The sequence below is a fragment of the Herminiimonas sp. Marseille-P9896 genome (assembly GCF_903993245.1).
GTDB classification, from domain to species: domain Bacteria; phylum Pseudomonadota; class Gammaproteobacteria; order Burkholderiales; family Burkholderiaceae_D; genus Oxalicibacterium; species Oxalicibacterium contaminans.
In genome coordinates, this window is the sequence record NZ_CAJEVT010000002.1 from 429,033 (window position 1) to 450,333 (window position 21,301).

Sequence of the window (21,301 nt, forward strand, 5' to 3'; positions counted from 1 at the left end):
CTTATTTGGTCAGCAGGTCCGGCGCCATGACTGCGCGCACGTAATTGCCAGAGATATCACCGCGCTCGCGCTGCACTATCCACCAGACATTACCTTTGCGGATAGTCCAGTCTTGCGGGCTGCCGGTGACCAGCGTGGCGGCCAGTTGACCCAGCGTCGGCTGATGGCCGATGACCAGTACTGGTTCGCGGCTATCCGGCCAGTTGGTGGCGGCCAGGATTTTTTCCACCGTGGATTCGGGGCTTAAATCGTCAACGATCTTGAACTTGCGCCCCAGGGCCTCTGCGGTCTGCACCGTACGGGTGGCGGGGCTGACCAGGATCTTGCAGCTATTGGGCAGGTTATGGTCCAGCCACTCAGCCATCTTCCAAGCCTGCTTGTGACCTTTTGCGGTCAATGCACGGCCTTCATCGGGTTCACCCATTTCCGCTTCTGCATGCCGCCACAAGATCAGTTCCATTTTGTTACTCCACAGGGTTGCCTAATACCTGCATCAGATGTTGTTGTGCGCTGAATGCGCCGGATTTTCCCCGAGGCTTACGTTTTTGATAGACGCCGTTGGAATCTAGTTCCCATGAATTCAAATTGTCTTTGAGGTAGGGGTCCAGACCTTCTGCAATCACACGTTTTTTTAACGCCGGATCGAGTATTGGGAAGGCGACTTCGATACGGCGGAACAGATTGCGGTTCATCCAGTCCGCGCTGGACAGATAGACATCGTGCGCCAGGTCGTTACGGAAGTAATAAATGCGGCTGTGCTCGAGGAAGCGACCGACGATGGAGCGGACGCGGATGTTATCCGACAAGCCCGGCACACCAGGGCGCAGCGCGCAGGCACCACGCACGATGAGATCGATTTTTACGCCATCGGCCGACGCTGCATACAAGGCGCGGATGACGGATTCATCCAGCAAAGCATTCATTTTGGCGATGATGCGGCCAGGGCGTCCTAGGCGCGCGATCTTCGCTTCGTTGCGGATGGCGCGTATGAACTCCTTTTGCAGGGCGAAAGGCGCCAGCCACAGATGATCCAGTTTCTTTGGCTTGGTCAGGCTGGTGAGGTGGATAAAGACTTCATTCACTTCGGTAGCGATGGCCGGATTCGCGGTCAACAGGCCGAAATCGGTATAGAACTTGGTGGTGCTCGGATGGTAGTTACCGGTACCCATGTGTGCGTAGTAGCGTAGTGCGCCAGCTTCGCGGCGGATGACCAGCGCCAGTTTGGCGTGGGTTTTGAGGCCCACCACGCCGTACACGACTTGTGCACCGGCGCGTTCCAGGCGATCGGCCCAGTTGATATTCGCTTCTTCGTCAAAACGCGCCATCAGTTCAACCACGACCGTCACTTCCTTGCCGCGTTGTGCCGCCAGGATCAGCGACTCCATCAGGTCGGAGTTCATGCCGGTACGGTAAATAGTCTGCTTGATGGCGACCACGTCCGGGTCCTGCGCCGCGCTGCGGATGAATTCGAGCACTGGCTGGAAAGACTGGAACGGGTGGTGCAGCAGCACATCGTGCTTGCCTACAACTGCAAACAAGTCGGCATTTGCCAGCTTGGGCGGATACATAGGCGAATAGGGCGGGAAACGCAGTTCCGGCTTGGTGACATGGTCTATCAGCTCGGACAGGCGCACCATGTTCACCGGGCCATCGACCGCATACAGGCGGTTTTTATCGATGGAGAACTGTTCCAGCAGGAATTGTGACAGGTGTGGTGGGCAGTTTTTTGCCACTTCCAGACGCACAGCGACACCAAAATTGCGGCTTTGCAGCTCGCCTTGCAAGGCCTGACGCAGGTTTTTCACCTCTTCTTCATCTACCCACAGGTCGCTGTTGCGTGTGACACGGAACTGCGAGTAGGCCAGTACTTCACGTCCGCTGAACAGGTCGTTGATATGGGCATGGATGATGGAAGACAACAGGCAGAAAGAGACACCGTTCTTGGATAATTCCGGCGGCAGCTGTATGACACGCGGCAAAACACGTGGCGCTTTGAGGATGGCAATCGCGGTACCGCGGCCAAAAGCGTCCTTGCCGGACAGTTCAACGATGAAATTCAGACTCTTATTAACAACTTGTGGGAACGGATGGGCCGGATCGAGGCCGATAGGCGTCAGCAAAGGGCGCACTTCACGGTCGAAATAAGCCTTTACCCAGGCACGTTGTGCGTCATTACGGTCCTGGTCACGTAATAAATGGATGCCTTCCTGCGCCAGTTGCGGCAGCACGCTCTCATTTAAGACACGGTATTGGCGTTCGACGATCTGATGACATTCGGCGCCGGCTACCGCCAGTGCGGCCGACAGGGCAGGTGGTTCGATGAACTCGCCTTCCATGTGATTATTGGCCAGCAGACTGGCGATCCTGACTTCAAACAGCTCATCCAGGTTATTACTGACGATACACAAATATTTCAAGCGTTCCAGCAGCGGGACGTCCGGATTCTCGGCCTGCGCCAGTACCCGGCGGTTAAAGGCCAATTGTGACAATTCACGGTTTAAATAGATGGCGCTTTGCGGTAATACTGGGGCGGAAACGGCTTCTGCTACGGCTTTCTTGTGCATTTTCTTGACTTTGGCCATTGGTGACCTCGCAGAGTGTAGTGACCCATTATGACAACTTAATGACAAGCTTTTTTGTCCAAAATCAAGTTTATGACATGATTTTTCCGAAGTCATAAAGCTGTCATAATTGTTCGCTAGAGTTCGCACTGTCTTATTTAGTTAACCCTAAGGAGCAGTTATGCGATTGAATCAATTTGTTAAAACCGCCATGGTAGCTGCAGTCGCAGCAGTGGCGTTCTCTTCCGCAGTAGCAGCTGATATTACAGGTGCTGGCGCGACCTTCCCTTACCCTATTTATTCCAAATGGGCAGAATCCTATAAAGCAGCAACCGGCACTGGCTTGAACTATCAATCCATCGGCTCCGGCGGCGGCATTAAACAAATCAAGGCAAAAACCGTTGATTTCGGCGCATCCGACATGCCGCTGAAAGAAGAAGAGCTGGAAGCTGAAGGCTTGCTGCAATTCCCGGCGATCATGGGCGGCGTTGTGCCTATCGTCAACCTGGACGGCATCACCCCAGGCCAATTGAAAATGACGCCAGAAGTACTGGCTAACATCTACCTCGGCAAAATCACCAAATGGAACGATGCACGTATCACTGCATTGAACCCAGGTGCCAAACTGACAGATTCCGACATCACCGTTGTGCACCGTTCGGACGGCTCGGGCACCACTTTCCTGTGGACCGACTTCCTGTCGAAAACCAATGCTGACTTCAAAGAAGGCGTGGGCGCAGGTACAGCAGTTAAATGGCCAGCAGGCGTGGGCGGCAAAGGTAACGAAGGCGTTGCAGCTAACGTTCAGCGTATCAAAGGTTCGATCGGCTACGTAGAATACGCGTACGCTAAAAAGAACAAAATGTCGCACACACAGTTGAAAAACCGTGACGGTCAATTCGTACAACCTGACGACGAAACATTCAAAGCAGCTGCAGCTGGTGCTGATTGGGCAAAAACCCCAGGTATGGGCGTGATCCTGACCAACCAGGCTGGTAAAGCTAGCTGGCCTATCACTGGCGCATCTTTCATCCTCTTGCACAAATCGCAAGCATCGGCTGAACGCGCTAAAGAAGTGTTGAAATTCTTTGACTGGTCCTACAAAAACGGCGGCACAATGGCTTCCGACCTGGACTATGTTGCAATGCCTGCACCAGTTGTGAAATTGGTTCAGGACGCATGGAAAGCAAATGTCAAAGATGCTTCCGGCAAGGCTATTTGGTAAGAGCTGATTTAATCGCAGATTCAGTCGCTATTTAACCAAGGGCTGTCTCGGTACACATCGCAAGATGCGCTGAGGCAGCCCTGCTTAAAACCAAATAATTATGAGCGCAAGTCTTAATAGTATTCCTGCCCACGCAATGACTATCGATAAAGAAAATAGTGAAAGCGGCATTTTCAGCAAAGCGCTGATGGCCACCATGCGCAAGCAGCGTCTGCAGGATTTTTTATTTCATAAAGTAACGTTCATCTTCGCGCTGAGCGTTTTGTTCGTTTTGCTGGGCATCATTGCATCCCTGATGATAGGGGCATGGCCAGCGTTAAAAGAATTCGGTCTGCCATTCGTGACCAGCGTTGAGTGGGATCCAGTCAACGATCAATATGGCGCAGCAATTGCCATCGTCGGCACTTTAGCTACATCTCTCATCGCCCTGGCGATCGCTTTCCCGATCAGCTTCGGCATCGCATTGTTCCTCACAGAAATTTGCCCTGCCTGGTTGAAACGACCACTGGGCACCGCAGTTGAGTTGCTGGCAGGTGTGCCAAGTATCATCTACGGTATGTGGGGTTTGTTTGTATTTGCTCCATTGTTCTCGGATTACATCCAGCCGGCACTGGCTGCGACTCTGGGCCAGCTGCCGGTCATCGGCAATCTGTTCAAGGGTCCGATGATGGGTATCGGTATCCTGGCTGCGGGCATCATCCTGGCAGTAATGATCATCCCGTTCATCGCTTCCGTGATGCGCGACGTCTTTGAAATCGTGCCGCCAGTCCTGAAAGAATCAGCCTACGCACTGGGTTGCACCAAGTGGGAGGTGGTACGCAAAGTCGTATTGCCATACACCCGTATCGGTGTAGTCGGTGGTGTGATGCTGGGACTGGGGCGTGCACTGGGTGAAACCATGGCGATTACCTTCGTCATTGGTAATGCGCATAAATTGTCGTGGTCACTGTTTGCGGCTGGCAACAGTATCGCTTCGACATTGGCAAATGAATTCGCTGAAGCGGAATCGGTGTTGCACGTATCGTCACTGTTTGCCCTCGGCCTGATCCTGTTCGTGATTACTTTCCTCGTCCTGTCGGCCGCGAAGCTGATGTTGATGGGCATGTCCCGCAAGGAGGGCGCTAAATGAAAACCGAAACCATGAATCCGGTTTATCGGAAACGCTTGTTTATCCATCGCGTCGGTATTGCGCTGTCCTTCCTGGCGATGTTGCTAGGCTTGTTCTTCCTGATGTGGATCCTGTTCACGCTGGTGATCAAAGGCGTAGGCGCGATCAACCTGGCGATCTTCACGCAAACCACGCCTGCGCCTGGTAGCGAAGGTGGCGGTCTGATGAATGCCATCGTCGGCAGCTTGCTGATGGTCGGTGCGGCTGTCTTTATCAGCACACCTATCGGCATCCTGGCAGGTATCTACCTGGCGGAGTATGGTGAAGTCAGCTGGTTTGCCAAAATCACGCGCTTCGTGACTGACATCATGCTGTCTGCACCTTCGATCGTGATTGGCTTGTTTATCTATGCAGTCTACGTGGCAAACGTGAAGCACTTCTCCGGCTGGGCCGGTAGCTTTGCGATCTCGCTGATTGCAATCCCGGTCGTAGTGCGTACTACCGACAATATGCTGAACCTGGTACCGACCAGCCTGCGTGAAGCAGCTTTCGCACTCGGTGCACCGCGCTGGCGTGTTGCCACCTTTGTGCGTCTGCGAGCAGTCAAGGCGGGTGTCATTACCGGCGTCCTGCTGGCGGTAGCGCGTATCTCGGGCGAAACAGCACCATTGTTATTTACTGCGTTGAACAACCAGTTCTACAGCGCCAACATGAATGCGCCTATGGCTAACTTGCCAGTGGTGATCTATCAGTTTGCGATGAGTCCTTACGATAACTGGCGTTCGCTGGCATGGGGAGGTGCATTGCTGATTACCTTCAGCGTACTGGCACTGAATATCCTGTCGCGTTCTTTGTTCAATCAAAAAATCCATAACTGAATTTAATCCAAGCGAACGCTATGACTACTCAAACGTCTGTGGACATGACCAATAAAAAGACCCTCGAAATTGCCAACCTGAATTTCTACTACGGCTCCTTCCAGGGCCTGAAGAATATCAACCTCGATATTCACGATAAAAAGGTAACGGCATTCATCGGCCCATCGGGCTGCGGTAAATCGACCTTGCTGCGTACTTTCAACCGCATGTATGACCTGTACCCAGGTCAACGTGCGGAAGGCAAGATCATGTACCACGGCAAAAACATCCTGGAACCAGGTCAGGACGTGAACATGCTGCGTGCCAAGGTCGGCATGGTGTTCCAGAAGCCGACCCCGTTCCCGATGTCGGTCTACGACAACATCGCTTTCGGTGTGCGTCTGTATGAAAACCTGCCTAAAGGCGAAATGGACGAGCGCGTTGAATGGGCGCTGAACAAGGCAGCACTGTGGACCGAAGTCAAAGACAAGCTCAACAAGAGCGGCCTGAGCCTGTCGGGTGGTCAGCAACAACGTCTGTGTATCGCCCGCGGTGTCGCGGTGAAACCTGACGTCTTGCTGCTGGATGAGCCTACCTCGGCACTGGATCCTATCTCTACGGCAAAAATCGAAGAGCTGATCAGCGAACTGAAAGGTGACTACACCATCGCCATTGTGACGCACAACATGCAACAAGCGGCACGCTGCTCGGACTACACAGCTTATATGTACCTCGGTGAATTGGTCGAATTCGGTGAAACCGATCAGATCTTCATGAACCCGAACAAGAAAGATACACAGGACTACATCACTGGTCGTTTCGGTTGATTGAACAAGAATAAGAACGTGCAGCGTGCTGCACACAGCCATTTAACTGAATTTATTTAGGAGAAACCTGATGTCAGGCGAACACTCTTCCAAGCAATACGACATGGATCTGGAAACCATCCGTTCCAAAGTATTGTTGATGGGCGGCCTCGTAGAAAGCCAGTTCCACGATGCAGTGGCATGTTTTAGAAGCGGTAACATCGGCCAGGCCGAAACCGTTATCAAGTCGGATGAAAACGTCAATACCCTAGAAGTATCGCTGGACGATGCTTGCAGCCACCTGATCGTCAAACGTCAACCAGCCGCGAACGACCTGCGTACCGTCATGGCAACCATCAAGGTCATCACCGACCTCGAGCGCATCGGCGACGAAGCGACCAAAATCGCACGTGCTGCCAAAAACATTACCGAACGTGGCGTCACCACCATCAATCACTACGAAACCATCCGTGTGATGGCAACCAGCGCCAGCAACATGCTGCACGATGCACTGGACGCATTTGCGCGCCTGGACGGCAAGCAAGCGATCAAACTGATTGCCCAGGATGAAGCGGTGGACCACGAATTCCGCTCCATCATGCGTACTCTCATCACCTTCATGATGGAAGATCCACGCACTATCTCGACCGCACTGGATACCCTGTGGGTAGCGAAGGCGATCGAACGTATCGGTGACCATGCAAAAAATATTGCGGAATACGTGATCTACATTGTCGAAGGCAAGGATATTCGCCATACTGATTACGCTGCTACGCAATTGGACGAGCGCACCACTAACTAAGCGATTATGGCTGCTGAAAAACCTACCATTCTGATTGTTGAAGACGAACCGCCAATTATCGAGCTGGTGACATTCACCCTCAAAGGGGCGGGCTGGAATGTTGCTGCGGTACAGAACGCAGGCGATGCCTGGGACTTTATCCAGCAACGCCTGCCGCAGCTGATCCTGCTCGACTGGATGCTGCCTGATCAGAGCGGTTTGCGCCTGTTATCGCGCATCCGCGCTGATCGCCAGTTCAATGAGCTGCCTATCATCATGCTGACTGCAAAAAGCATGGAAGAAGACAAAATCGCCGGCCTCGACAATGGCGCTGACGATTACGTCACCAAGCCGTTCTCGCCACGTGAACTGACGGCACGTATCAATGCGCTTCTGCGTCGCAAGACGCCTGAGCATTCGCAGACCCTGATGACCGCCGGGAATATTAGCCTGGACCCGGTCAGCTGCAGCGTCAGCATGAACGATGAAAAAATCGACATTGGCCATGCCGAATTCAAACTGTTGAAATTCTTCCTCGCGCATCCGGACCGCGTATTTTCGCGCAGCCAGTTGCTGGACAAGGTATGGGGCGATCACGTCGTGATCGAGGAGCGCACGGTGGACGTACACGTGCTGCGTTTGCGTAAAGCCCTGAAAGACGCGGAACACTTGATCAAAACGGTGCGTAGTGTAGGCTATATGCTTTCTACGAAATAAGCCGACCAACCTGTCTATGAATCCTCAGTTGTTGTTCTGGGTACCCGCAAGCCTGCGACTATCCATCATCTTGATATTTGCAGGTGTTGTCGGATATTTCTTCGGCTGGTCTATAGGCTTGGCTACCGCATTGGTGCTGATGATCGCCCTGATCGTCGTACAACTCAATTATCTATACCTGCTCAGCGCCTGGCTCGATCATCCTGATAGCGAAAAGCTGCCGGATGGCTGGGGTGCATGGACCGACATCTTTTCGCGCTTGTACCGCCTGCGTCGTGATGACGAGCGTAACCGCGCCGAGCTGACTGAATGGCTGGCGCGCTTTCGCCAGGCGATGAGTCTCTTGCCGGATGGCGTCGTCATCATGGATGACGTGCTCTTCCTCGAATGGTGCAATCCGGCCGCGGAAAAACACCTGGGCCTGAACAATGGCCGTGACAAGGGCATGCGCGTCACCAACTTGATCCGTAATCCCGACTTCATCGACTACATCATCCTGGGACGTTACGAGCAGCCATTGACCCTGAGCTTGAAAGACCGCAAGCTCATCGTGCAAATCATCCCGTTTGAAAACCGCCGCCAAATCCTGGTCACGCATGATGCGACCGAATCCGACCGTATCGAAATGATGCGTAGGGACTTCATCGCCAACGCATCACATGAGCTGCGCACGCCGTTGACAGTCATCAACGGCTTCCTGGAAATCGCACAGGGTCAGCCGAATCTGGATCCGGACGTACGGATGTCGCACCTGAACCTGATGATAGAGCAGGGCAAGCGCATGCAAAACCTGGTCGAAGACATGCTGACGCTGACGCGCCTGGAATCTATCGACTACCCATTGCGCCCCGAACACGTCAACATCGGCAACCTGTTGCGCCAAATCCTGCAGGAAGCGGAAGCCTTGTCCGGTGGGCGTCATACCATCTCATTGACGGTCGAAGGTCCAGACATCCAGGGCAGCACCGATGAACTGCGCAGCGCCTTTGGCAACCTGGTATCGAATGCGGTGCGCTACACGCCGGAAGGCGGCCGTATCGACATCAAATGGCAGGATCTTGGCCATGGGCCACAATTCTCGGTCAAGGACAGCGGCATAGGGATACGTGCCGAGCATATCGTCCGCCTGACCGAGCGCTTCTACCGCGTCGACAAGAGCCGCTCCCGTGAAACCCAGGGTACGGGGCTAGGCCTGGCTATTGTTAAGCACGTGCTGCTCAGACATGGGGCGGTGCTGGCGATAGAATCGCAGCCGGAGATGGGGAGTACCTTTATTGTCAAATTTGACAATAGCGTGGTCGACAACGACGCACTGGGTTTGCTTAAAAACCATTGAGATTGCTAGATAGGCAACTTTTGTTGCCTATCCGGTGCTGTTCAGGGATGGGGCGGTGCTGGCGATAGAATCGCAGCCAGAGGATGGGGTAAAGATTGATGCTCAGAATACGGATGGCGTTGATTTCTGAGTAAAGGGGGCTGATGCCCCACTCGCGGAAGAAAGTGGGGGAGCAGCTCTGTATTGCGCTTATTTAGGTAAGCCGAGAGCAGTTGCTTCCGCCTCTTGTTCCATATACACCCAGTCAACGATTTCTTCGTTTGGAATATAGCCAGAGACGAGTTGCTCCATCATTCTTCGGATAATGTTGACGTCGTTGAGGTTAAGGGAAATTGTCAGAGCCTGGAGTTTGCTATCCAATTCAGGCCACGGCAAAAAATCCTCATTGGCTTTCATAATCCTTGGATGTGATGTCGTTTGTGGATTGTTTCCTATTAGGAGCTCTTCATAGAGTTTCTCACCTGGACGCAAGCCAGTGATTTGTATCTCAATATCACCATCCTCGTTCTGCTCATCTTTGACACTCAGGCCGGATAGCTCAATCATCCTTCTAGCCAGGTCTATGATTTTTACTGACTGCCCCATGTCTAATACAAATACGTCACCACCCTTGGCCATTGCGCCAGCCTGTATGACAAGTTGAGCCGCTTCAGGAATTGTCATGAAGTAACGGGTGACATCAACATGGGTGAGGGTAACCGGGCCACCATCGCGAATCTGCTGTCGAAACTTCGGAACGACTGAACCGGAAGAGCCCAGTACATTGCCGAAGCGCACCATGGAGAATTTGGTTTCCGGATGATCTTCTGCCAATGCTTGTAAGACCATCTCTGCAAGGCGTTTACTGGCGCCCATGATGTTGGTCGGACGTACAGCTTTGTCTGTGCTAATCAGTACAAAATCGGTGGCACCGTTCTCCGCAGCAGCAAGTGCTGTGCGCAAAGTGCCCAGCACGTTATTTTTTATTCCCTCCGAAGGATTATGTTCGACCAGTGGAACATGCTTGTATGCCGCGGCGTGATAGACGGTATTAGGGTGCCAAGTGGACATGATCTCACGCATACGCTCTTGATCTTGCACTGAGGCCATCAGCGGGACGAGCACTTTCTGCTGGTCGTCCAGTTTCTTTTCCAATTCCTGATGAATTGCATACAACGCGAATTCACTGTGCTCAATCAATAAAAGCTTTGCTGGTCCAATGGCAAGAATCTGGCGGCACAGCTCACTACCGATCGATCCACCTGCGCCTGTTACCAGGACAACTTTGTTGATGATATTTTTTGTGAGAAGAATATGGTTCGGAGCAACGGGTTCACGCCCAAGAATGTCATCAATACCAAGTTCTCGCAAATCTGAAATACTGATCTTCCCCTGAGCTAACTCGGTAAGACTTGGCAGGGTACGGACGGATACATGTGCATCGCGGATCTGACTGAGTATTTCATTGCGGCGCTTGCGACCAATGCTTGGTATTGCGAGCAGTACCGTAACGATGTTCAACGAAGAAATGAGACTCGACAAATCTACCGGATTGTAGATAGGCAGGCCGTTGAGCACGTGGCCATGCAAGCGATCATCATCATCCATAAAACCGATGACTTGCATCTCCTGAATATTTGCCATCGCAGTGGCTAGCTGCCGTCCCGCTCCGCCTGCACCATAAATAAGTGCTTTGGGACGCGACGCTTGCTTGAGTATGCTTTTGTACTGATCACCGAGCCATAATCGCGCCAATGCGCGGGATGCACCTACGAATAGCAGCAGCAGGATGGGTTGAATAATTCCCAGAGTGCGAGGGACATCGGTGATTCCTATGGCTGTAAAAATAGATGCGTATAGCAAGCCATAGATAGTTACCGCACGTGCCACGGCCAGTAACGCTGGCCAACCGCTATACCTAAAAATGGCACGATATAAACCGGAAACGATAAAAATAGGAAGTGCTATGGCTATCGATGCTATTACCGCAATAAGAGCATTACCGGACAAAGGTACCGGCTCTCCCAATCGCAAATAGTAGGCAAGCCACACCGTGAGCACACACAGACCCAGGTCTACCAATAAGGCCACAACGCGTTTAGCCGAGCGTGGCAGGGCCAGTATGGGAATAGCAAATAGAGGTTTATTCATTGTCTAACCTCGAAACATATTTCGTTTTATAGATTGATCGTCTGTGTTTGGAAATCATGATTAACTACCAGCAGCGCTTAATACATCATGAATGACATCACATGTTTTGCTTATCTCTTCTGCAGTCAGGGTCGGGTGAACAAGAAACATCAGACTGGTTTCACCTAGTTTCTTTGCAGTGGGAAGGCGTGGCTGCGGTATAAACGTACTTCCTTCAAATGCCTTTTCCAGATAGACCTCTGAGCATGAACCTTGATAGCAAGGAACACCTCGCTGATTGATTTCGGCAACTATGCGATCCCGACTCCAGCCCAGAGCTAGCTTTTCTGGTACCACTTGTACATAGCATTTGTAATGCGCGTGTGTATCTGATGATGGATAAGTGGGAACATGTAGTGCTTCGAATTTGCGACATGCCTGCAGAATGGCTGCTGCATGTTCGGTGCGCTGCATGGTCCATGCCTGCATCCGGCGCAATTGAATGCGCCCGATGACCGCTTGCATCTCCAGCATGCGCCAATTGGTACCGAAGCTTTCATGCACCCAGCGGAAGCCCGGAGGATGTTCCTTTTCATAAACCGCGTGGAAGCTTTTTCCGTGATCCTTAAAGGCCCACATCGTACGCCATAGCGCCTCATCGTTAGTCGTCACCATGCCGCCTTCGCCGCCGGTCGTCATGATTTTGTCCTGACAAAAACTCCAGGCACTTACGTGTCCGATACTGCCGACCCGCCGTCCTTTGTAAAGAGCGCCGTGTGCTTGAGCGCAATCTTCAATCACCTTGAAACCATGTTGGTTCGCCAATGCCATGATTGGATCCATGTCACATGGCCAGCCGGCAAGATGAACGCAAATAACCCCTTTGGTACGAGGCGTGATGAAATTCTTGATTGTGTCAGCAGAGAGGTTGCCACTTTCTGCGTCAACATCGGCAAAAACGGGAATCGCTCCTGCATTGACTACGCATGATGCGCTTGCGATAAATGTGCGGGGTGTGACAATAACTTCGTCACCGGCACCGATACCCAGTCCCTTAAGGGCAAGATCTAATGCGACAGTGCCATTCGCAAGTGCAATGGCATATTCTGTCGTACACCAGCTTGCGAACTCTTGCTCAAATTCGCGACATTCATTTCCGGTCCAATAATTGACGCGATTGGAAAGTAGTACGCGCTGAACCGCTTGAGCCTCTTCTTCCGTAAAGGACGGCCAAGGCGAAAAAGGAGTATTGAGCATCGGAGTTTCTTTTTATGAATTGGATTTGCCGTGTATTGGCCGGGCTGGATTGCCAACAACTGTGCAGGAATCAGGGATAGGTGCGATTACCACAGCACCGGCACCTACCATCACATCAGCGCCTATAGTTATCCCTTGCTTTACTGTTGCGCCAACTCCAACCCAGCTTTGATGACCGACAGAGACGTTACCGGATAGATGTGTGCCTGGACATATGTGTACGGCATCTGCAAGTTCGCAGTCATGATCAACTGTCGCGCCGGTATTAATGATCCCGGCTTGCCCAATTACTGCATCGATGTTGATGCATGCGCCTGCGAGTACGACGCTGCCGCTCCCAATCGATGCATACTGACTGACGGTTGCGGACGGATGAATGATTGTTGCAAGGGGAGCATTGAGTGAAGCGAGCTCTAGATACTTTTGCCAACGTATTTTGCAGTTGCCGATTGAGACTATGACGCCATCAAAACTCTTCATCTTTTCAAGCAGGGTAGCGGTGTTTCCTTCAACCGGCCATCTGCCATTTTGTTTGACCGATGGCCACGCATCGTCAAAAAAAATGATCAATTCCCATCCGCTGTCCAGGGCGGCCTCTGCCACAACTTTTCCATGGCCGCTGGCGCCCAGCAAGGCAAGTCGCTTCATTTCTTGTCTCCATCGAATTTGGAAGTGGTTGCTTCTCCTGCTGCATTGATGCCATCTCGCACCAATACCTTTTTCACTGTAAGTATCAAAATACGTATGTCGAGCCAGAACGATTGATGGTCTACATACCAGACATCTAATCGAAACTTGTCACTCCAACTGACCGCGTTACGTCCGTTAATTTGTGCCCATCCCGTAATGCCCGGACGCATTTCGTGGCGCCGCGCTTGTTCTGCTGAATACAGCGGTAAATATTCCATGAGTAATGGACGAGGCCCGACTAGGCTCATTTCACCTTTCAGAACATTCCATAACTCTGGTAGCTCATCCAAACTGCTTGCACGCAGAAAACGTCCGAAACTCGTGAGGCGCTCACTATCTGAAAGTAACTCGCCTTTTTCGTCCCGGGCGTCGGTCATGGTGCGAAATTTCACCATCGTGAAAGGTTCACCATGCAGGCCAGGGCGAATTTGACGAAACAGCGCGGGAGCACCCAGTTTGAAGTGAACCAGGCCATACAATACAAGCAATATGGGACTTAGCGCGAGCAGTAAGCCCGCTGATACCAGGATGTCAAACAGGCGTTTCATTCCTGTGGTCGCTTCGCTGGTTGATCAAACAATATATCCAGATAGTTTTCCGCTAATTTTTCGTAGCTACGATTTGCCAGTATCCATTCGCGGCCGCGGCTTCCTATGGCGACGCGTTGTGCCTGATCCATGTCCGCATATTTAAGGATTTCCCGGCGTAATGCAGCAAGATCACCAGCAGGAACGTAGGTGCCGCATTCTGCTTCATTAATCATCGAAGGATAGCCTGTGTAGGAAGCAACGATGGGTTTGCCTGCCAGCATGTAATCAATGACCTTGTTCAAGGATTGCCCGTATTGCCATACTTTTGATACATGCACCGAAAAATACAATAAATCGCAGCGTGCGAGTACTGACTGAACCAGTTGTTTGGGTACGCGCGGCGCGAAAGTCAGATTTGATAAATGCGCATACTTGTCCTGGTAATACGCGCGCAGATCTCCTTCGCCAACCACGAGAAAATGGATGCGCGGATCGTCTTTCATCGACTCTGCGCAATCAAGCATGGTGTCTAGCGCATTGGTGATGCCGATAGTTCCGGCGTGCGTGACAATGAATTTATCTTTTGGAATGTGCTTTTCGACGTAATCTGCAGGCAGTTCATCACGGGCGGTCAAGGTCGCTTCGTCGACTCCCATTGGAATACAGTAAGTTTTCTTATCCTTGCCCAGAACGCGGGCAACGTGCTCTCCAAGGTTGGGCATGGTGCCGACGATGGCATCTGCATATCGGTAGCCTAGCTTTTCAATAGCGCCCAGACCGATTACCAATGGATTCCAGCGACTAAATCCGCCTTCTTCGGTAATTGTCAGGGGCCAGATGTCTCGGATTTCGAAAATCAGACGACATTTATAGCGTGCTCGTAAAAGGAAGCCGTTAAGAATCGTGAGTAGTGACAAGCTCGAGACGATGATGACATCCGGGCGGGGCAGTGACTCTTTCGGCAGGCACCACAGTCGCCATTCGAAATCCAGCCAACTCAGGATCCGTTTGAGCGATTTGGCGACGGCGTACTTCATGGTCCGTACCCAAAGCAACTGCATACCATCGACGTGCTGTAAAAGATGCGGCTGTTCGAGTTTCGGTACTTCTGCAAGCTGATTGGAGTCAGACGTGATGATCACACTGCGATAGCCCATGCGCGCAAGTTCGCGCATGATGAGGTAGCCGCGTGCGCCTGAACTGCCTTTCGACGGTGGCGATACGTATTTAGATATGTACCAAACACAACGATTGCTTTGTACAGACATCAATACATCCGTGGAATATTATTAACTACGGAAATGACTTCCTTAAAGTCCATGCCCACTGCATCCAGATACCATTTAATGTTGGGATATCTCGTGCGATTCTCATCATCCACCAATGCCAGGGCTTCTTCCCGAGATAAATCACCCTCGCGGATCTGGTTGCTGCGGAAGGTGTCGTGTTCTGTAAAGCCTGCAACGGTGTAGTAGATGTAATTGTAGAATGCGGCAGTTCCATCACCAATGCGCCATGTCGTGTTGGTGTCGGGGGCTCTTTCCCAATCATACTCAGCCAGGGTGTCATCGATCTGACGCTCATCCCAACGCCAATAGTCGAAAATATGGAAGTAGTCGGTTTTCTCTGCAAAACTGCGGTAATACTCTCCAGATAGCGTGTCCCATAAGGATGAATTGAAATACCCGGGACTGGCTAACATGGCCTTGACGCGCAGATACTGATAGCGCAGTTGTTTGAGCGCGCCATGTGAATAAACGCGTTTTTCCTCGAAATCTGGAGGGACCCCTAAAAATCCCGATTTGAAATGGGTGACTTCGAGCGGATTCACGCCCCAGAGGTTCAGGCTAACCCCGGTTTGTTTTTTGACTGTCTCGATATGCCGGAAAAAATGCTTATCTCCGGCAGTAAGAATACTGATCATTCCAAGATGAGGTGATTTGAGCCACGCCGCCAGATTTTTTTTAATATTTCTGCGTTTTTGATCGATATCGTCCGCGACAATAATGTTTTCGACACCAAGTTCGGCACTCATTCTGCTGATATTGCGTCGCCCCAGATCCGTTACCATCCCCCAATCATAGGTATAGGTAATCGGTTTCATTTGCAGTTCTTTGACAATCAGGTGCAAACCATAACAACTGTCGCGTCCACCGGAAAACGGCACGATACAATCGTTGCCATTTTTGCGTCGATATGACTCCACCAACTCGAACAATTCTTCTTTCGGTCTTGGCTTATTCCGCGGTTTGTAATGTTTGCAGTAATTGCATACGCCATCAGCATCAAAGCTGATATAAGGCATGGTTTCTGGGAGTATGCATTTTGTGCAGCGACGTAAATTGTGTCGACGATAGACGAGCAGCTTTTCTTCTTCCCCGGATAAGGAAAGGCCAGGAATCAGGTTGGTCGTGCGCTCTCTGCGATCACTGATTGTGATGTCTGTTGCAGAGGATGGAATGTCTATAAATACGGCTTCACGAACCTGTTCGATATTCTCGCAACCGATCACTGTTAACGGATAGCGCTCAGACGCAAAGTAAATAGCGTGATTCTTGGTGCCCGTATAAAGACTGCCATTGTTCGAAAAGAGACAAAGCTTGCCCAATCTTGGAACTGATAATGCGCATGCGACGACGCCTCGACACAGATCGAGAATACTTGCCGGTAGCGTTTCCAATGATTTGCCCGCATCCAGATGTGCAGATGCAATGGCGGCAATTGCCTCGGTATCAATTTGCAGCTCGCGTTCTTTACCGATCTGAGGCCAGATAGCCTCATCGTTTACGACGATGCCGTTATGAAGTACACAAATTCCTTCGCGGATTACAGGTTGGTTGTCGCCCAAACCATTTGTGATAAGTCTGCTGTGGCCCATCACGACATGATTTGAAAATGGGCGTACTTCATTCAGCAGTCTGGTAATTGGGTAGTCCGCCCGATACGCGCTATATGCATCTTTGCCGTATACAAGCAAGCCACTGGAATCACGGCCGCGTTGTTGAGAATGTCTGACCAGGATATCGAGTTCGCTTTCGAGTACCGGTACCGGTGAGACGATGCCAAAGATTCCGCACATTTGAGTTGCCTGTTAGTTAGGTGATTTAGTGAACATGAGTAGATACCACATATCGATAGAAATCGAGCAGTTGTGTTTCCTCATTGAGCCAGTTATAGCGGGATAAAACGGCACGTCGGCCGTTTTCGCCCATTTGTTTTGCTTCTGCAGGATGCGTCAGTAAATAGTCGATGGCGGAAGCAATTTCCGTGGGATTTTCAGGGTCTACGCATAGCCCACAAGAATTTTCATCGACGATACCTCGCCATAATGCAAAATTTGAAGCGATGACAGGAATCCCTGCCGACATGTATTCAAACATTTTGACAGGTAGCGCGTCCAGATAATTGGGGATGGGCAATAAAGTCACCAGGCCGGCGCGCGACCGTTCATAAATTTGACTGACACCGAGTCTGTTTTGAACTCCGTATTCATTAACTCGTTCCCAGCCAGCGATCGATTGCACCTCATTCCTGAGGTCGGCTTCAGAGAAACCACCCGCGAGATTTAATCGGGCATCGCTTTTTACGGACGACATGGCGGTGACAATTTGTCGAATGCCACGAACGCCGGACAAGCCGCCGACGTAACAGACCTCATCGGGTTTGGCATCCCAATTTTCACTAGGTGAAAATTCTATGAGGATTGGATAGTTGCAGACTTCCACGGTATCCGGATTGATCGCTCTGAACTTTGCTCCAATAAACGGGGTTGCAGCCACAACACCTGTGAGTCTTTTGCAGGCAAAACGCTCTACGGCGGTATAGCACTTGGCAGCGATTTTCAAAACAAGGGGTGTCAGATACGGTTTATTCAAAAGCTGTAGTGATACATCTTCGTGCGCATCGAAGATTACAGCTTTGCCTTTCATCGACAGCACTAGGCCAACCCACAGCAGCTCGGGGTCATGCAAGTGATAAATATCGGCATCCAAAGCCAAAGCCTGCTTAAGAACCCGTCGGGTAGCTCCTGCCACGCGTGCGAGGCGGCCCCCTCGTTTACCGACGTCATGAATGGTGACTCCACCTTGCTGCTCGGCACCAAGATTGTCGGCTACCACGAGATGAACTTCATATCCGGCTACGGCCAGACTCTTGCATTCCTTGTGGAAAATGCGCACATCATCTCTGGGATGTGCTGAGGTGAGATGTGCAATTCTGATAGTGGAGGGCGGCATGGTTCGTTGTTACCCAATCAGAGATAGATAGGCCTGCTGCAACCGTGCGCTTTGGCTTTGCCAGCCTAATGCGTGCAAGTCTTGAGGCAGGGGCACGGATTTTCCTGCTTCGATGCGATCGATTGCGGCGACGATAGAATTGATATCGACTTCACAGCATTCGCCCAATCCATACTGATGCACGGTATGGGCTATATCCGGAAAATCCGATGCCAACACGGGAATGCCCGCAAATGCATACTCAAAGAGCTTGTTCGGCAGGCAATAGTAGTCGCTTAAGGAGACGTTCTCGATAATGCACAAACCGTAATCTGCGCTCCTCGACAAGGCGACGACTTCTTCATGCGGTACCGGCGGATGCAGGTGTATGTTGCCGAAAGTGCGTGCTGCAGACTGAATCTCATTCTCAAGCGAGCCATAGCCCACGAATACGAGATGCGAAGCCACATTCTCTCTCGAGAATGCTGCCAGCATTTTTTCGATGCCACGACCGTTCACTAATAAGCCCAGATATAGAAAAACTTTTGCGTTTTGGGGAATGCCAAATTTTTCGTGAAAATAGCGCGGCTTGCCTGAACCTTTTTCTTGCTCCACAGCTGCTGCAAACAGTGGCGAATTCAGGATTAAAGAGCTTGGTTTCGGGCCAAGATGCTGTTCATACCATGCAATGATCGAGGGGCTGACTGTCACGAGATGGTCGATGGAAGACCAGGCAACTTGTTCTGCCCATAAGGTCAGTCTGGCAATTGCGCGTGACTGCCCATTTTTGTTCGACTCCAATTCATGGGCATCATAGATCAGCCGGGCCTTGAAACAGTGTTTGAGCAGAACACCGACCAGAAGTGCTGGTGTGTCGTGGCAGTGGATAACATGAGGTCGTACTTTCAACCCCCGCAAAAACAGGCGCACCATCATTTCAATAGCAACAATCAGATGCCTGATCGGACCGGGCAGGAAACGCAATTTGCGTGTCGCCAGCGCCAATGATGTGATTTTTGCTCGCGGCGACACATTTGTGTCTTTGGCTCCCAGGCGCAGACGTATCCCGATGCCATGCAACTCAAAGTGAGGGACTTCTGCCAATGCCAGGATTTCCTTCAGGATACGATTATCTGAAGGTATGTCGGTATGCGTCAGGTGCAAGATCCTGACCGGAGGGACAGACTCTTTTTCCGCTTTCAGGTTTGAAGATTCTTTAGTCGGCAACACAGGCTTTCCATCTGTAAAAATTGATCCAACGCCAGACTTGCCAGGAGAAGGCTCGCCGACCGGCGATGACATCATCGAACTGTGCCAACAGCATATCGCTGCGTACAAACGGGATCTGCATGTCCTCGCTCAACCAGGCCCGGGCTTGTCCGGCTATGGAAAGAATCCATTCTTTTTCAGGTGGTTCGAAGCCGATTTTATCTTTCCGGAACAACACTTCGTCAGGGACAATGCCCTTCATCGCTGCGCGAAACAGATGCTTGGTTTCACCCGATGGCGAAACAAGAAAGCGCTCGGGCATTGAAAGCATGAGTTCAACCTGATCCAATGTCAGGAAGGGAACCCGGCTCTCTACAGAGAAGCGCATTGAGTTTCGGTCGCCATGACGTAACAAGGCAGGCAGGCCGTGACGGGTCAGCATGTTAGACATCTGAGCTACCACGCGTCGACCAGAGGCCTCGTGGCCCGAACGGTAACGTTCTATTCTGCCGACAATTCCCATATCTTTGGCGACATCGCTGCGTATCCAGTCAGGTACCTGGTTCATTCCTGCCAGCGCACGCATCATCTCATGCGACAGACCGGTACTTAGTTCTGCGAGAGCGGCGCGTAAGCCTGTCTTCACGCTGCGACCGGGCCACTTGGCCCAATTGGCAAGAAACGTTGCGGCCTCACCGAAATGCCCGCGATCAAGCAAGCTACGGATCCGTTCTCCGGGGAAACCGGTATAGCCGCCATGCGCTTCGTCTGCCCCCTGGCCATCCAGAGTGACGGTCACGCCATTCTCTTTGGCCAACTGGTAGACGCGATATTGCGCGTAAATACTCATGCTGCCAAACGGCTCGCCTTGAGCACGAATCAAAGTATCGATGTCACGTACCAGCTCATCCGCTGTGATGCTAACTTTATGTGCCTTTGCACCGACATGTTGGTTAACAATATCTATCCACTTTTCTTCGTTTACCCGACTGTCTGCCGCGATGAAGCTGAAAGTATTGATCGGCAAGTCTGGCTCTAAATAGCGCATCGCACAAACGACAGCAGATGAATCGACGCCACCGGAAAGGGCTGCGCCAATCGCAACATCACTGCGTAAATGCAAACGTATGCTGTCGAGAAAGCGCTCTCTGACAAGTTCGACCGCTTGTCCGAAATTCAAGTCTGTCCGTTCGGCGACACTAGGTATCCACCATTTACGGGGCTCGGTGTGTTTTCCCGTAGTCAAGTCGACCTGGAGCAAATGTCCAGCTTGTAGTTGCGCTATGCCTTCAATAAAGCTTTCAGCTCGACTGTCATATTCTCCATGTACAAGATAGTCGTATGAACGCTGCCAGTTCACCGTCAATTTCCCTCGCTTTAGCGATTTGATTGCAGGGATTTCAGACGCAAAAACAAACGTCTCTTGCTCCTGGGTGTAAAAAAATGGCTTGATTCCAAAGGCGTCGCGAACGCAGGTCAGCGTAAGGGCTGCTTTATCAAGAACGACAAAAGCAAACATGCCGACGAGTTTTTGCAAACATTCAGCACCCCATTGACGCCATGCGACTAGTAATACCTCCGTGTCAGAGTCGGAAGAAAATGTATGCCCCAAAGCCTTTAGCTCCGAGCGCAGCTCAAGATAGTTATATATCTCGCCATTGAAGATGATTGAATAGCGGCCATCCGGGGTGTCCATCGGTTGATGCCCGGCCGAGCTCAAATCGATGATCGAGAGTCGTGTATGTCCGAGCACCACCTGCGATGGGCCACATTCGAATCGTTCTATTCCGCTGTCATTCGGGCCCCGAAAACGCAGGGCTTCGAGCGCCTTGTCAAATTGAGAGGCTGAAGGTGATGCTCCTCGCCACACTCCACCAAGTATTCCGCACATATGTCTAATC

At 51.5% G+C, this 21,301-nt stretch carries 18 protein-coding genes; 7 read left to right on the plus strand and 11 right to left on the minus strand.

Features of this window, described 5'->3' with window-relative positions; translation table 11 throughout:
* Window position 1: 1 nt before the first annotated feature.
* Window positions 2–460 (minus strand): phosphohistidine phosphatase SixA, encoded by a 459-nt coding sequence (sixA, locus tag H7U06_RS07515; protein ID WP_175625544.1) that lies wholly within the window; start codon window positions 458–460, stop codon window positions 2–4.
* Window positions 461–464: 4 nt separating this feature from the next.
* Window positions 465–2,564, minus strand: a complete 2,100-nt coding sequence (gene ppk1, locus H7U06_RS07520) for a polyphosphate kinase 1 (protein WP_175626077.1) — start codon at window positions 2,562–2,564, stop codon at window positions 465–467.
* Between the two features lie 178 nt (window positions 2,565–2,742).
* On the opposite strand from ppk1, the gene pstS reads away from it, so the two are divergent.
* The 7 genes from pstS to phoR all read left to right on the plus strand — a co-directional run bounded on the left by pstS (window position 2,743) and on the right by phoR (window position 9,391).
* Complete coding sequence (gene pstS / locus H7U06_RS07525; protein WP_175625545.1) at window positions 2,743–3,786, plus strand: phosphate ABC transporter substrate-binding protein PstS; 1,044 nt, start codon at window positions 2,743–2,745, stop codon at window positions 3,784–3,786.
* A gap of 136 nt (window positions 3,787–3,922) precedes the next feature.
* Window positions 3,923–4,915: a phosphate ABC transporter permease subunit PstC gene (gene pstC, locus H7U06_RS07530; protein ID WP_183082351.1), complete on the plus strand. Its 993-nt coding sequence runs from the start codon at window positions 3,923–3,925 to the stop codon at window positions 4,913–4,915.
* Window positions 4,912–5,772, plus strand: a complete 861-nt coding sequence (gene pstA / locus H7U06_RS07535) for a phosphate ABC transporter permease PstA (protein WP_175625547.1) — start codon at window positions 4,912–4,914, stop codon at window positions 5,770–5,772. Before pstC ends, pstA begins: the two co-directional genes overlap by 4 nt.
* 20 nt (window positions 5,773–5,792) lie before the next feature.
* The gene (gene pstB, locus H7U06_RS07540; RefSeq protein WP_175625548.1) at window positions 5,793–6,578 is read left to right on the plus strand and encodes a phosphate ABC transporter ATP-binding protein PstB; all 786 of its coding nucleotides are present in this window, start codon (window positions 5,793–5,795) and stop codon (window positions 6,576–6,578) included.
* A 70-nt stretch (window positions 6,579–6,648) separates the two neighbouring features.
* Window positions 6,649–7,359 carry a phosphate signaling complex protein PhoU gene (phoU, locus tag H7U06_RS07545; RefSeq protein ID WP_175625549.1) on the plus strand — a complete coding sequence of 237 codons (711 nt, stop codon included), beginning with the start codon at window positions 6,649–6,651 and terminating at the stop codon, window positions 7,357–7,359.
* A gap of 6 nt (window positions 7,360–7,365) precedes the next feature.
* The gene (phoB, locus tag H7U06_RS07550; RefSeq protein WP_012080139.1) at window positions 7,366–8,055 is read left to right on the plus strand and encodes a phosphate regulon transcriptional regulator PhoB; all 690 of its coding nucleotides are present in this window, start codon (window positions 7,366–7,368) and stop codon (window positions 8,053–8,055) included.
* Between the two features lie 16 nt (window positions 8,056–8,071).
* Window positions 8,072–9,391 (plus strand): phosphate regulon sensor histidine kinase PhoR, encoded by a 1,320-nt coding sequence (gene phoR / locus H7U06_RS07555; protein ID WP_175625550.1) that lies wholly within the window; start codon window positions 8,072–8,074, stop codon window positions 9,389–9,391.
* A gap of 189 nt (window positions 9,392–9,580) precedes the next feature.
* Here phoR and H7U06_RS07560 read toward each other — a convergent pair whose 3' ends face one another.
* Genes H7U06_RS07560 through asnB form a run of 9 tightly spaced genes read right to left on the minus strand, consistent with a single transcriptional unit; the run spans window position 9,581 to window position 21,291 of the window.
* Window positions 9,581–11,521, minus strand: a complete 1,941-nt coding sequence (locus H7U06_RS07560; RefSeq protein WP_175625551.1) for a nucleoside-diphosphate sugar epimerase/dehydratase — start codon at window positions 11,519–11,521, stop codon at window positions 9,581–9,583.
* A 60-nt stretch (window positions 11,522–11,581) separates the two neighbouring features.
* Window positions 11,582–12,757: a DegT/DnrJ/EryC1/StrS aminotransferase family protein gene (locus H7U06_RS07565; protein ID WP_175625552.1), complete on the minus strand. Its 1,176-nt coding sequence runs from the start codon at window positions 12,755–12,757 to the stop codon at window positions 11,582–11,584.
* A gap of 12 nt (window positions 12,758–12,769) precedes the next feature.
* Window positions 12,770–13,405 (minus strand): acetyltransferase, encoded by a 636-nt coding sequence (locus H7U06_RS07570; RefSeq protein WP_175625553.1) that lies wholly within the window; start codon window positions 13,403–13,405, stop codon window positions 12,770–12,772.
* Window positions 13,402–13,995 (minus strand): sugar transferase, encoded by a 594-nt coding sequence (locus H7U06_RS07575; RefSeq protein ID WP_175625554.1) that lies wholly within the window; start codon window positions 13,993–13,995, stop codon window positions 13,402–13,404. Before H7U06_RS07575 ends, H7U06_RS07570 begins: the two co-directional genes overlap by 4 nt.
* The gene (locus H7U06_RS07580) at window positions 13,992–15,245 is read right to left on the minus strand and encodes a glycosyltransferase family 4 protein (protein WP_175625555.1); all 1,254 of its coding nucleotides are present in this window, start codon (window positions 15,243–15,245) and stop codon (window positions 13,992–13,994) included. The genes H7U06_RS07575 and H7U06_RS07580 overlap by 4 nt, the downstream gene beginning before the upstream one ends.
* Complete coding sequence (locus H7U06_RS07585) at window positions 15,245–17,056, minus strand: glucosamine 6-phosphate synthetase (protein WP_175625556.1); 1,812 nt, start codon at window positions 17,054–17,056, stop codon at window positions 15,245–15,247. Before H7U06_RS07585 ends, H7U06_RS07580 begins: the two co-directional genes overlap by 1 nt.
* Window positions 17,057–17,081: 25 nt before the next feature.
* Window positions 17,082–18,212 (minus strand): glycosyltransferase family 4 protein, encoded by a 1,131-nt coding sequence (locus H7U06_RS07590; RefSeq protein ID WP_175625557.1) that lies wholly within the window; start codon window positions 18,210–18,212, stop codon window positions 17,082–17,084.
* 9 nt (window positions 18,213–18,221) lie between these two features.
* On the minus strand, window positions 18,222–19,421 hold the full coding sequence (locus tag H7U06_RS07595) for a glycosyltransferase (RefSeq protein ID WP_175625558.1): 1,200 nt from the start codon (window positions 19,419–19,421) through the stop codon (window positions 18,222–18,224).
* Window positions 19,408–21,291 (minus strand): asparagine synthase (glutamine-hydrolyzing), encoded by a 1,884-nt coding sequence (gene asnB, locus H7U06_RS07600; protein WP_175625559.1) that lies wholly within the window; start codon window positions 21,289–21,291, stop codon window positions 19,408–19,410. Before asnB ends, H7U06_RS07595 begins: the two co-directional genes overlap by 14 nt.
* Window positions 21,292–21,301: the final 10 nt, after the last annotated feature.